Source organism: Lacibacter cauensis (assembly GCF_007830055.1).
Classification (GTDB): Bacteria; Bacteroidota; Bacteroidia; order Chitinophagales; family Chitinophagaceae; genus Lacibacter; species Lacibacter cauensis.
This window is the reverse complement of the sequence record NZ_VLLE01000006.1, coordinates 551,621-564,067: the sequence shown is the minus strand read 5'-3', so window position 1 is coordinate 564,067 and position 12,447 is coordinate 551,621. Positions and strand designations below refer to the sequence as shown.

Annotated in this window: 14 protein-coding genes; 6 read left to right on the top strand and 8 right to left on the bottom strand. The window is 40.8% G+C overall.

What is annotated here, in order from left to right; genetic code table 11:
• The first annotated feature begins 11 nt into the window (after positions 1 to 11).
• The 3 genes from IQ13_RS19085 (at position 12) to fabD (ending at position 2,142) form a co-directional block, all read left to right on the top strand.
• Positions 12 to 425 carry a 6-pyruvoyl trahydropterin synthase family protein gene (locus tag IQ13_RS19085; protein ID WP_144888253.1) on the top strand — a complete coding sequence of 138 codons (414 nt, stop codon included), beginning with the start codon at positions 12 to 14 and terminating at the stop codon, positions 423 to 425.
• A 46-nt stretch (positions 426 to 471) separates the two neighbouring features.
• Positions 472 to 1,068, top strand: a complete 597-nt coding sequence (folE, locus tag IQ13_RS19080) for a GTP cyclohydrolase I FolE (protein ID WP_144888251.1) — start codon at positions 472 to 474, stop codon at positions 1,066 to 1,068.
• 183 nt (positions 1,069 to 1,251) lie between these two features.
• The gene (fabD, locus tag IQ13_RS19075) at positions 1,252 to 2,142 is read left to right on the top strand and encodes an ACP S-malonyltransferase (protein ID WP_144888249.1); all 891 of its coding nucleotides are present in this window, start codon (positions 1,252 to 1,254) and stop codon (positions 2,140 to 2,142) included.
• Between the two features lie 67 nt (positions 2,143 to 2,209).
• Here the strand turns inward: fabD and IQ13_RS19070 are convergent, their stop codons facing one another.
• The 4 genes from IQ13_RS19070 to IQ13_RS19055 all read right to left on the bottom strand — a co-directional run bounded on the left by IQ13_RS19070 (position 2,210) and on the right by IQ13_RS19055 (position 6,806).
• Positions 2,210 to 2,659 carry a GNAT family N-acetyltransferase gene (locus IQ13_RS19070; protein ID WP_144888246.1) on the bottom strand — a complete coding sequence of 150 codons (450 nt, stop codon included), beginning with the start codon at positions 2,657 to 2,659 and terminating at the stop codon, positions 2,210 to 2,212.
• Between the two features lie 44 nt (positions 2,660 to 2,703).
• Positions 2,704 to 3,672, bottom strand: a complete 969-nt coding sequence (locus IQ13_RS19065) for a YitT family protein (protein WP_144888244.1) — start codon at positions 3,670 to 3,672, stop codon at positions 2,704 to 2,706.
• 132 nt (positions 3,673 to 3,804) lie between these two features.
• A complete protein-coding gene (locus IQ13_RS19060; RefSeq protein ID WP_144888242.1) occupies positions 3,805 to 5,604 on the bottom strand; it encodes a serine hydrolase in 1,800 nt (599 codons plus the stop codon).
• 74 nt (positions 5,605 to 5,678) lie between these two features.
• The gene (locus IQ13_RS19055) at positions 5,679 to 6,806 is read right to left on the bottom strand and encodes a trans-sulfuration enzyme family protein (RefSeq protein WP_144888240.1); all 1,128 of its coding nucleotides are present in this window, start codon (positions 6,804 to 6,806) and stop codon (positions 5,679 to 5,681) included.
• Between the two features lie 158 nt (positions 6,807 to 6,964).
• On the opposite strand from IQ13_RS19055, the gene IQ13_RS19050 reads away from it, so the two are divergent.
• Positions 6,965 to 7,459 carry a DinB family protein gene (locus IQ13_RS19050; protein ID WP_144888238.1) on the top strand — a complete coding sequence of 165 codons (495 nt, stop codon included), beginning with the start codon at positions 6,965 to 6,967 and terminating at the stop codon, positions 7,457 to 7,459.
• A gap of 23 nt (positions 7,460 to 7,482) precedes the next feature.
• Here IQ13_RS19050 and IQ13_RS19045 read toward each other — a convergent pair whose 3' ends face one another.
• The 3 genes from IQ13_RS19045 to IQ13_RS21655 form a co-directional block, all read right to left on the bottom strand.
• Positions 7,483 to 8,004 carry a GrpB family protein gene (locus tag IQ13_RS19045; protein ID WP_144888236.1) on the bottom strand — a complete coding sequence of 174 codons (522 nt, stop codon included), beginning with the start codon at positions 8,002 to 8,004 and terminating at the stop codon, positions 7,483 to 7,485.
• Between the two features lie 27 nt (positions 8,005 to 8,031).
• On the bottom strand, positions 8,032 to 8,199 hold the full coding sequence (locus tag IQ13_RS21425) for a hypothetical protein (RefSeq protein WP_158637442.1): 168 nt from the start codon (positions 8,197 to 8,199) through the stop codon (positions 8,032 to 8,034).
• 174 nt (positions 8,200 to 8,373) lie between these two features.
• Positions 8,374 to 8,499 carry a hypothetical protein gene (locus tag IQ13_RS21655; protein WP_262711297.1) on the bottom strand — a complete coding sequence of 42 codons (126 nt, stop codon included), beginning with the start codon at positions 8,497 to 8,499 and terminating at the stop codon, positions 8,374 to 8,376.
• Between the two features lie 97 nt (positions 8,500 to 8,596).
• Here IQ13_RS21655 and IQ13_RS19040 point away from each other — a divergent pair, with 97 nt between their 5' ends.
• Positions 8,597 to 10,585: a Kelch repeat-containing protein gene (locus IQ13_RS19040; protein WP_144888234.1), complete on the top strand. Its 1,989-nt coding sequence runs from the start codon at positions 8,597 to 8,599 to the stop codon at positions 10,583 to 10,585.
• Positions 10,586 to 10,673: 88 nt separating this feature from the next.
• Here the strand turns inward: IQ13_RS19040 and IQ13_RS19035 are convergent, their stop codons facing one another.
• Positions 10,674 to 11,675: a beta-ketoacyl-ACP synthase III gene (locus tag IQ13_RS19035; protein WP_144888232.1), complete on the bottom strand. Its 1,002-nt coding sequence runs from the start codon at positions 11,673 to 11,675 to the stop codon at positions 10,674 to 10,676.
• A 179-nt stretch (positions 11,676 to 11,854) separates the two neighbouring features.
• Here IQ13_RS19035 and ruvA point away from each other — a divergent pair, with 179 nt between their 5' ends.
• Complete coding sequence (gene ruvA / locus IQ13_RS19030; protein ID WP_144888230.1) at positions 11,855 to 12,439, top strand: Holliday junction branch migration protein RuvA; 585 nt, start codon at positions 11,855 to 11,857, stop codon at positions 12,437 to 12,439.
• Positions 12,440 to 12,447 lie beyond the last annotated feature (8 nt).

Below are 12,447 nucleotides of genomic sequence, written 5' to 3'. Positions count from 1 at the left end.
TTTCTTCCGTCATGCAAAAAAAAGTATCCGTTTTCCGGCACGAACATTTTAATGCTGCTCATCGTTTATACAACCCGGCCTGGACCGACGATCAAAACGATGCTGTATTTGGTAAGTGTAACAATCCTTCTTTTCATGGTCATAATTACGAACTTGTTGTAAAAGTTACGGGTGTACCCGATCCGGCAACGGGCTATGTAATGGATTTGAAAAAGCTGAGCGATCTTATTCATCGTGAAGTGCACGATCGTTTCGATCATAAAAATCTGAATCTGGATACAGAAGAGTTTAAAACGGTAAACCCAACTGCAGAAAACATTGCGGTGGTAATTTATGATTTACTCCGTCCGCATATTGATGCAGATAAAGAGATTCAGATTCGCTTGTACGAAACTCCACGCAATTTTGTTGAGTACCCGGCATAGGCAACCGGGCATTGAACACCACTTATAAGAATAATAAAACTAAGACATGGCTTATAAAAAAACAGAGCAGTACGAAGAAAAAATCACCTCCGGACTAATTGAAAATTACAGAAGTGCAATTGACTTGCTAGGCGAAGATTCCAGCAGGGAAGGCTTATTAAAAACGCCAGAGCGTGTAGCAAAAGCCATGCAGTATCTTACACAGGGATACCATATGGATGCTAAAGCTATATTGGAGAGTGCGAAGTTTCATGAGGAGGTGAGTGAAATGGTGATTGTAAAGGATATTGAGTTGTACAGTATGTGCGAGCATCATATGTTACCGTTTTTTGGTAAAGCACATATTGCCTACATACCCAATGGATGGATTACCGGTTTAAGTAAACTTGCCCGTGTGGTAGATGTGTACAGCCGCAGAATGCAGGTGCAGGAGCGCTTAACTACGCAAATACTGGAGGCCATTAAAGAATCGTTGAACCCGATGGGTGTGGCGGTAGTAGTTGAAGCCCAGCATTTGTGTATGATGATGCGTGGGGTACAAAAACAAAACTCGGTAACTACTACATCTGCCTTTTCAGGCGAATTTCAAAAAGAAGCAACCCGCAGTGAGTTTTTGAAACTTATTTCCGGGAAATTCAATTAATAGCCCGCTATTGATTATGACTGAAGTCTGTTGCCGTAATTGCAACAGACTTCTTTATTTTTGCCCACTAAATTTTCATTACATGAAATGAGCCATGATAAAATATTCATTTTCTTACCAAGCAGGAATGAAAATTTTATTGTGGCGAATAACATGTGGCCAAAATCAAATAAAAATTTACACATGAAACATGCGTTTGTATTTCCGGGTCAGGGTTCACAGTTCAGCGGAATGGGAAAGAATTTGTACGATTCAAATGCTTCGGCCCAACGTTTATTTGAACAGGCGAACGAAATTCTGGGCTTCCGTATTTCAGATATTATGTTCACCGGTTCAGATGAAGATCTGAAACAAACCAACGTAACACAGCCTGCAGTCTTCTTACATTCTGTGGTAGCGTATAAAACCATCGAAAATGCAAAGCCCGATATGGTGGCCGGTCATTCACTCGGTGAGTTTAGTGCATTGGTGGCAAACGGTGTATTGAGTTTTGAAGATGCATTGCAACTGGTAAGTGTGCGTGCAAAGGCAATGCAAAAGGCCTGCGAAATGAATCCTTCAACTATGGCGGCAGTATTGGCTTTAGCCGATGAAAAAGTGGAAGAAGTATGTAAGCAGGTGTATGAAGAGACGGGTGAGGTTGTTGTTGCTGCAAACTATAACTGTCCCGGTCAGTTGGTGATCAGTGGTTCGTTGAAAGGAATTGATATTGCTTGCGAGCGCATGAAAGCTGCCGGTGCAAAACGTGCCTTGGTATTGCCGGTTGGTGGTGCTTTTCACAGCCCGTTGATGGAGCCTGCAAAAGAAGAATTGAAAGCAAAGATTGAAAGCACCAATTTTTATGCACCACAATGTGCGGTGTACCAGAACGTGGCTGCAAAAGCGGTATTGGATAAAGATGAGATTAAACAAAATTTAATCGATCAGTTAACCGGTGCTGTACGCTGGACACAAAGTGTGCAGGCGATGATTGCAGATGGCGCAAGCAAGTTTACAGAAGTTGGTCCGGGTAAAGTGTTGCAGGGGCTTGTGCAAAAGATCAACAAAGAAATGCAGGTGGAAGGAGTGAACTAAGTACGAATGACGAAGTCAGCAGTACGATAAAAAACAGCCGCAAATTATTGCGGCTGTTTTTTTATCGCTATACGCTGATGCTGCAGTTAACCCACTCCGGATCAAACGAAGCATTATATTTTTTATAGAAATTGATAGCCGGTTCATTCCATTCCAATACCTGCCATACTATGCCATTGAAGTTTCTTTCTTTCGCCTCAACAATCAATTGATCGAATAATAATTTGCCAATGCCTCTTCCTCTTGCCTGTTCAGTTACAAGAATATCTTCTAAATACATGCGTTGCCCTTTCCATGTAGAATAGCGAACGTAATACAACGCAAAACCCTGTACGAGTCCATTTTCTTCTGCCACAAATGCCCACCAGACAGGATTTGCACCAAAGCCACTTTCAATAAAATGATCGAGTGTAACGGTTACTTCCTGCGGTGCTTTTTCGTACAAAGCCAATTCTTTTACCAGTTCAAGTAATCGTTCACAATCTTCTTTCAAAGCTCTACGTATAGTAATTGCCATCTTGTAATAATTATATTGGGAAAACTAAGTTTAAATAATTTGATTTAGTGCTTCAACGGTCGTTTTTTGATCATACCGCCCTTGGTATCACGCACACTGCTCATTACTACAAACGAATGCGGATCTATTTTTTCAATTTCAGTCTTCAGTTTATTCAGCTCAAGTCTTGTAACTACTGTATAGATAATATCCACATCTTTCGACTCGCCTGTTTTACCAAATCCACGCTTCCCATTGTATACAGTAAATCCACGACCAATACTGTTGATGAGCATTTGTCGTATTTCCTCGCTGTGCGATGAAATGATCGTAACACCAATATACTCTTCCAAACCTTCTACAATAAAGTCGAGTGTTTTTGATGCAGCCAGGTAAGTGATCAACGAATACATTGCAATTTCAATTGACAGAAAATAGGCTGCAGTACTAAAAATACAGATGTTGATGAGGATGATAATATCGCCCATTGTTGTGCCGAGCTTGCGGCTTAAATAAATCGCCAATACTTCTGTACCATCAATTACAGCACCACCTCTTACCGAAAGACCAATACCTGCACCCAGGAAAAAACCACCAAACAGTGCGACCAGCAAATTATCATTGGTAATATTCGGAAACTCTACAGTTGCAACTACCAAAGCAAGACCACAGATCGCCAAGGCCGTTTTAATGGCAAAAGTCCGGTTTACAACTTTTAACGCTAGAAGAATAAACGGAATATTTACCAAGGGCAACAATATATATAATGGCACTTTTGTAAGTGCAGAAATTAACAGCGAAATGCCGGTAGCGCCACCGTCAATAAAATGATTGGTTAACAGAAAGCCTTTAAAACCAAATGCAGCAGAAAAGATGCCGGTAATAATCAGCGCCACATCTTTTAGCTGACTGAAAAAAGTAATCTTCAGTTCACGCCAGCCAATTGCCAGTTGATAGTTGGTAACTTCTTTATTGTGCTTAACCCGGTGACGTAAAACTGTATTGATGATTATTTTTTTCAGCATCGACTGCATAGGCAAAAATATTTAAATCAGAAATGTCGCTAAAATAAATCATCTGCACGGGTTCAGCAAACCATAAATGTTGTAAGTATGTAAATAAAAAAGCCGCTTGTACTCAAGCGGCTTTTTTATGACTGCATTGGTTTATTGTTTTCGCTTGGCTTTAAATGTTCCGTTGGGTTGTACAAAGTTCAATGCGGAGATGTTTCCATTTTCATCTTTATCGAACTTTACACTAAAGCCGGGTAGTATTTTAAAATTAAACAGATCTGGTTTTACAGCAAGCAATTCATAGTCCGGTTGACCTGGAACTAAAACCATCAGTGTGTTATCGTCTTTGATATAAACTTTTACAATTGTAGGTCCGGGTAATTCGTATTCGCCAACATATTTTTCAAGATCAGCTTTTGATACGTCAATTGTTACCGCCTGTTTTTTAAACACAATATCTTTTACACTTGCTTCTAACGGTAAAGAGAGTGATTCAATTTCGCCTTTAATGTTGATTGCAAACTGTCCTTTCAGTGCATCATTTTCATCAGCATCCATTCCTTCTTCAACAGGAACAAAACTGAAATAATTGAAATGATAATGTTTCGCTTTAAATGTGAGCGCATTGTACTGTGCCGACAGTCCATCTTTGGTTTGTTCAATAACAATACTGCCATAGCCATCTGCAGTATAGGTGCCGGTATAATCAGTTAATGCATGCGATGGTTTAGTCCCCAACTTACGCATGGAGCTGTCTGCTTTTTGTTTTTCTTTGGCAGCAGCCATGTTTTTTTCATAAGCAGAGCGTTGTATACGTTGCCAGTCTTTTGCTTTTAAGTTCAGTAACCGATCGGCAATCGTATTGCGGATTATGGAAGGAATAGCTGAGCCGTTTTGATTAACTGAAACAAAAATGCCGATACTGTCTGTTGGAAAAAAAGAAGTGCTTGTACTAAACCCATCAATATTACCACCATGTTCAACACGGTAATGGCCACGATAATTTGCAAGAAACCAACCTAAACCATAGTTGCTGAAGAATACATCGGGTTGTTCTTTTGTAGGTAGGCCACCGCTAATGATCATTTGCGAACTGATGGCCTGGTTAAAATACAAAGCAGGAATAACTTCTTTGCCGTTGAACTTACCGCCGTTGATCCACATCATCACCCAGTTTGCCATATCCTTTGCATTGGAGTTGATGGAACCTGCAGGGCCTATTGCATCAATATTGGCAAATTTCATCTTTACTACTTTGCCATCTTTTTCGTTATAGCCAAATGAATAATCAGGCGCTTTTACATGATCATTCATCGAAGTGTTGGAAGTGGTCATTCCTAATGGAGTAAAGAACTGTTCCTTCACCAACGTTTCCCATGGTTTACCACTTAGTTTTTCAGCCAGCACACCTTGTGCTAAAAACATAAAGTTGTTGTATTGCCAAAGGCGTCGGAGCGGTGCAGTTTTTTCGAAGAAGCGGATGTTGTAAAGTAAACTGTCTCTTCTTGTTGGTGCGCCATACCACGCAAGGTCGTGACGGGGTAAGCCGGTGCGGTGGCTCATCATATCTCTTGCAGTAACATTGTTGGTTAACTCATCATCAATAAAACGCAATTCAGGTAAGTATTGATTAACCGGTTTATCCAGATCGAGTTTGCCTTCTTTCATTGGAAAGGAGAGAAGTGCCGCCGTAAATGCTTTGGTACAACTGCCAATGGCAAACAAGGTGTTTTCTGTTGCAGGCACTTTGTTTTCGTAGTCTTTATAGCCAAACCCTTTTGCAAGTATCACTTTATTTTTTTCAACAATGGCAACAGATACACCGGCAGCTTTCCATTCGTTTAAAACACGGGTAATAAAGGTATCAAGCCCGTCTAAACGCTTATCTGTTTTTTGGGTAAAGCCCGCCTCTATGCTGATGGATGCAGCAACCAGCAGTAAAAATTTTCTCATGATGATGTTGTTTATGGTATTCTGAATGATAACGTACCTATCTGTCGCAAGAACATTACTCCTGTTACAAAGCGTTATATTTTTTCCAACGCTTGTGCAAAATCTGCAATCAAATCTTTGATGTCTTCAATACCAACTGAAATACGCAACAGGTTGTCTGCCGTTGGAGAAGCATCTCCTTCAATTGATTTACGGTGTTCAATTAAACTTTCTACTCCACCTAAACTTGTTGCATGTGTAAACAGTTTTAATTCGCCTGCAAGTTGTAATGCAGCAGCACGATCGCCTTTTACTAAAATGGAAAGCATACCGCCATAACCATTCTGCATTTGTTTAGCGGCAACGCTATGTTGCGGATGTGATGGAAGCCCAGGATATAAGACACGTTCAATTTTTGGATGCGTTTCAAGATAGCTTGCGAGTTGCATTGCATTGTTTGAATGAATGGGCATGCGTGCAACAAAGGTTGTAAGACTTCGGCACAACAACCAGCAATCGTAAGGCGATGGAACGGCGCCACCTAATTTCTGAAAGGCACGGATGCGTTCGTAGCGTTCATTGGTTTCTTTAAAAATCAAGGCGCCTCCCAGAATATCGCTGTGGCCGCCTAAATATTTTGTAGTTGAGTGGAGTGTAATATCAACGCCAAGATCGGTTGGCTTTGTATAAAACGGCGTAGCCCATGTATTATCTGCAACGGTAAAGCAGTTGTGTTTTTTTGCAATGCGGACAATGGCTTCAATGTCGGTTATTTTCAATGATGGGTTGGATGGTGTTTCCATCCAGATGAGTACAGTATTGGGTTGAATGGCGTTTTCAACTCCTGCATGATCCGTCATATCAACCAAAGTATAGCTGATGCCGAAAGCACCAAACATCTGATCAAGGATAGAGCGGATGGAAAAATAAGTATCATCGGGAATAATAATGTGGTCGCCGCTTTTCAAACTTTGAAACACATTGGTTGCTGCTGCAAGGCCCGATGCAAAACTTACACAGGCTGCACCGTTTTCCATCTTTGCTAGTTTGTTTTCGAGTGCGTGACGGTTAGGGTTATCGTAACGTGAGTAAAAATATCCGCCGGGATAGCTGATGCCATCTTCGCCACGTTCGAAAGTGGTTGATAAAATAATCGGCGACATTACTGCTCCGCTGCCATCTTCAATATTGTCTTCGTGTATAATGCGTGTAGAAAATTCCATTGCTTGCTTTTTGCTATGAGTGTTTAAAAGTACGCATTAATAAAACTTGCAGCCGACCGTTCTTAAAGATTTGACAGGGTTGCTAACCTTTTAACGGTTGGTAACCTTTGTTGCAATTTTGTTTTGAATAATTCATTAATTTCAAATCAAACATTTTTATGAAAGAACTGCTGCAGGCATATGCCACTTATAATCGCTGGGCATACGAACAAATTACCAATACTATTCTCGAAATGGATGAACATCTGCATCAGCAGATTGTAAAAAGCAGCTTTCCGAATTTGTATGCGACAGTTTTGCATTTGTGGGATGCCGAAAGCATCTGGTGGCAACGCATGGAAGGTCATCAGCAGTTGGTGATACCAAGCAAGCAGTTTAATCCTGCAATGAAAGAAGCAATCAACGGATTACTGCAGCAGGCAGGAGAGTGGGAGCGTTTTCTGCAACGTAGTACCGATGAAGACCTGCATCGTGAATTTGCTTACACCAACTTAAAAGGCGAGCCGTTTACTTCTGCCGTATGGACAGTTGTGCATCATCTGTTCAATCACGGCACCTACCATCGTGGACAATTGGTAACGATGATGCGGGAGTTAGGCGTCGAAACAATTCCTGCAACAGATTTTGTACATTGGTACCGGACACGTGTCTGACGCTTGATGGCGGATCTTACAAATTACTCGTTTGCTTTCGCAAGAATGCTTTCGATAAATGCTTTTTCTTCTTTCAGTTGCGCATAAAGCTTGCGATCATGGTTTGCTTCTTCTGCTAATTGTTGTTTCAATTGTTGGTACTCGTTGCTTGCCTGTTTATTGGAGCGCAAATAGTTTCTGAACAGCAGATGCCGTTTCAGTTCTTCACTTTCTGCAGGACAAACATAGAGGTGATGAGCAATTCGATCCAGTACATTGTGCAGAGTAAGTGTTCCTGTTCGTTTAAATACTTCCCTGTCTGCGATGCCTTGATCGCCGTTATGATAATAACCGATTTGTGCTAACTTTTCTTTGATGCTTTCAAAATCTTTTCTGTTTGCCAGTATAATATCAATGTCGATAATTGGCTTTGCTGCAAGACCCGGAACTGCCGTACTGCCTACATGTTCAAATGAAACAGCAATACCTGTTAACGCATCAGCAAGTATTGTTTTGATGCATTGAAAATTAAGAGTCCAGCTTGTAGTGTATTCTTGAATGAGCATAGAGTAGTTTGTATGATGTCATGGTTCTTATACTTCAAAATGCCGTAATTGATGATTGGCATGCTTATAAGTAAACATACCTATCTGCTCTTTGGTCAGTGGTCCGAAAAAAGAGTGTACAAAATTGTTGTTGTTGAAGCCTTCGAGTTGCTCAATTTTACGTGTCCATTCATTTTTTGTGTAGCAAAATCTCATTTTTTACCAGAGTTTTAATAGCGGCCTGATAGGTAGTTTTTTTCCAAAGCCACTATCGTTTTTAAATGCTTTTTTCAGCAAGATCAGCCTGATAAGCCGGACAATAAACTCAGGCTTAACCTTTATTTTGCCGAAAATATAACATTGCACAGTGTCTCAGTATTTTGGAAACAATCAAATTGCCCATTGTGGATTGTTTTCAGAAGTTGAAGAATTGATATGGCTGATCAATTCTTCTCTCATTGTGGCATCAAAAACTGTTTTAATTTTGCTTTTATTCGTTTGTTTCAGTTTTTCCATGTGAAACTAAACTAAAAATTAATCTTTAAGTGTCGATTTTGTTTGGTTGAAAGAATGTGCACTTGTTCTCCTGCACTTAAAATTGTATGTTTATCCGATGAAGGGGTGGTTCAGTTTCTCAAGTATTTTTGTTGGATTGAATTTGTTTTTGCAGCTTGGCTGTAAACAGGAATATTCCTGCGAAAACTGCAAAGGAGAAAATCGACCTCCGATTGCTAAAGCTGGTGCTGATAAAACAATCAAATTGCCAATGGATAGTACTTTACTAGATGGCAGCGCTTCAACTGACCCTGATGGAAGAATAACAGAATGGTTATGGAGAAAAATAACAGGACCATCTTCTTACATGATAAAAGATACAGTTAAAAATATAACTTCCATCAATAAATTAGTACCCGGCGTATACAGTTTTGAATTGAAAGTAACGGATAATGAAGGTCTTTTTGCAAAAGACACAATTAAGATTGTTGTAGACAGTGCAACAGTGCCGAACAGGCCTCCTGTTGCAAGAGCAGGGCAAGATCAAACTATAACATTGCCGGTGAACAAGGCAATGCTTGATGGAAGCGCTTCAACTGACCCTGACAATAATATTATTGGATTCGCCTGGAGAAAAATTGCAGGGCCCTCTAATTCAGTTTTTTCAGATCCGGTTGCGGTAAAAGCTGAAGCATTAGATCTTACAAATGGCGTTTACATTTTTGAGTTAACAGTTACAGATGCAGGTGGATTGTCTTCAACCGATACAATGCAGCTAACAGTGAATATCTCACCCAATAAATCGCCCGTAGCTGAGGCAGGAAATGATTTATCCATTACTTATGATCTGCAAAACTGCAGAATGGAACCATCAAGCATTACATTAGATGGGAGGTTGTCAAGGGATAAGGATGGTACAATAGTTTCTTATCAGTGGTCGTTGGTTTTCGCAGAAAGTTTTTCAGCTGTAATAGCTAACCCTACAGCATCTGTTACAACAGTTACTGGACTTGTGCCGGGTTCGTATAGGTTTCGGCTTAGAGTTACAGATAATGATGGTGCTATTGCTGATGATACGATTGTTGTAAATACCGTGTACAGCAACAGACCATTGATTAATGCACGACTTACTTCAATAGGAACGTTGAGCGATCCAAGAAAAATAAGTGTGGTTGCTGCCGTTGAAAATAAAATTCTTTTTGCTGGGGGAACTCCGGTTCCGACAGGGCCAGGCCCCAATAAATTTTCATCGACAGTTAATATTTATGATATAACAACAAATGTATGGAGCACAGCAAATCTAAGTCAGGCAAGATCGGGAATGGCAGTTGCTGTAATGGGAACGAAAGTGTTTTTTGCAGGAGGCACTGGTATTCTTGCTTCAGGTAGTGTGGGGTTAACATCACGCATTGATATTTATGATGCTGCTACGGATGGTTGGTCGGTACTTGAAATGCCCCATGCCGATGGTTTATTAACCGCCTTAGCTTCTGGAAATAAGCTGGTAATTCTTGGTGGTTATTACGCTGATATATATGACACCGCAAATAAAAGGTGGACAACAATTAACTTCGGCCAGCCACGGTATTTGGCTACAGCAACCAATGTAAAAGGTAAATTATATTTCTCAGGAGGCGTTACCAATAAATCAACCTTAAGCCCGACAGCACGTATTGATATTTACGATCCTGCAACAGATTCGTGGTCGGTTTCTCAATTGAGTAAGCCTAAATATGGTATGTCGGGGTTAGTTGCTGGAAGTTTAATCTTGGCTGGTGGAGTAGTTTCAGGATCCGCATCAAATGAAGTTGAAATGTTTGAACCACTTTCAAATACAACTTCGTTTTCCTGTTTGTTTCAACCTAATTCTTTTTCTTCATTTGGTTCAGGTCTGCTGAATGGTAAAGCTGTATTCTTTGTATCTGAAGGGCAAACAAAAAATAAATTCGACATCTACGATCCGCTAGCGAAAATATGGTCAATCGGTGTTTTAAATCAATCGATACATACTCCCATTATTATCACTGCAAAAGGAAACATGTATGTGGCAGGTACAACAGTAAGTGGTGATATTTATCAAAGGCAAGTATGGAAACTTGAGTTTTAATTGTCCTGTTTTTGCAATTTGTAGTGCCAATAAAAAAGCGGCTGTTTTCACAACCGCTTCTCTTAATAATGTTTATCATTGTGTCTAATTACTTCGGATCGTATGCCCATTTAATCCAGGTAGCACCCCAGGTAAAACCACCACCAAAAGCAGCCAATACAACATTGTCGCCTTTTTTTAATTGGTTTTCCCACTCCCACAAACAAAGCGGAATAGTACCGGCAGTGGTGTTGCCATATCGCTGAATGTTGATCATTACTTTTTCTTTTGGTAAACCAATACGGTTGGCAGTGGCATCAATAATGCGCAGGTTCGCCTGGTGAGGCACCAGCCATGCAATATCTTCTCCTGTTAAATTGTTACGTTCTAATAATTCGGCACTCACATCGGCCATGCCTTTTACAGCAAATTTGAAAACGGTTTGTCCTTCCTGGTAAGCATAGTGTTCACGGTTGGCAACTGTTTCCATGCTGGCCGGACGTAAACTTCCGCCAGCTTTCATGTTCAAGTAGTTTCTGCCAGCACCATCACTTTTTAAAATGCTGTCCTGCACACCATAACCTTCTTCGTTTGGCTCCAGTAATACGCATCCGGCACCATCGCCAAAAATTACACAGGTGTTCCTGTCGGTATAATCAATAATAGCGCTCATTTTATCGGCGCCAACAACAACAACTTTTTTATAACGACCGCTTTCAATGTAAGATGCTCCTGTTGTAAGCGAAAAAAGAAATCCGCTGCACGCTGCACTCACATCAAAACCAAATGCATTCGTTGCACCAATTTTATCGCACACCACATTGGCTGTAGAAGGAAAAACCATGTCAGGAGTAACAGTGCCCACAATCATACAATCAATTTCTTTGGGGTCGATGCCACGCTTTTTGCAAAGCTCCAGCACCGCAGGCGCAATCATATCGGAGGTAGCAAGTCCTTCGCCTTTTAAAATTCTTCTTTCAGAAATACCGGTACGTGTACGGATCCATTCATCGTTTGTATCTACCATTTTCTCCAGGTCGAAGTTGGTTAACCTGTCTTCAGGAACCCATCCTGCAACAGCCGTAATAGCTGCACTAATTTTATTGCTCATGTGGTTTAATGTATTTACAACAGGGGCGTCCTGTTTTTCAGGCGCAAATATACGTTTTGAAAAGCAAGGAGTTGTTAGCAGCTAACAATCGGGCTGCCAGTGGTTTAACTTTCATTGAAAAAAATGGCAGAACCGTGGGCAAGGTTGGTTACGCTTTCTAAAACCGCTATTTTCGTTCCATGTTTGCATACCTGAAAGGAATCTTTACGCTTAAAACCCCAACTGTTGTACATGTAGATGTGCACGGCGTAGGCTACGAAGTGCAGGTGAGCCTGCATACCTATTCTAAAATCCAAAATCTTGATGAGGGCACTTTGTTTACCCATTTATTGGTACGGGAAGATGCACATATCCTGTTTGGCTTTTACGATAAAGCCGAAAAAGATGTGTTTCTGCACCTTTTGAGCGTAAGTGGAGTAGGCGCAACTACGGCCCGTATGATGCTTTCGTCGTTACAGCCCGAGGAGGTGGTAAAGGCTATTTTGAACGGAAATGTGGTACTGCTGGAAAGTGTAAAAGGCATTGGAAAGAAAACCGCACAGCGAATTGTTTTGGAGTTAAGGGATAAACTGGCGAAAAGTCCGGTGGAGGTGAATATTTCTCCGCTGAACCACAATAGTTTAGACCTTGATGCGTTAACAGCTATGACTGCTTTAGGCATTGCCCGCAATGCAGCCGAATCAGCTATAAAAAAGGCAAGGCAAATTAATACGGAGTTTGCCGAAGTTCAGGAGCTGATAAAGGCGGCCCTAAAGTGCCTGTAACCGACAAA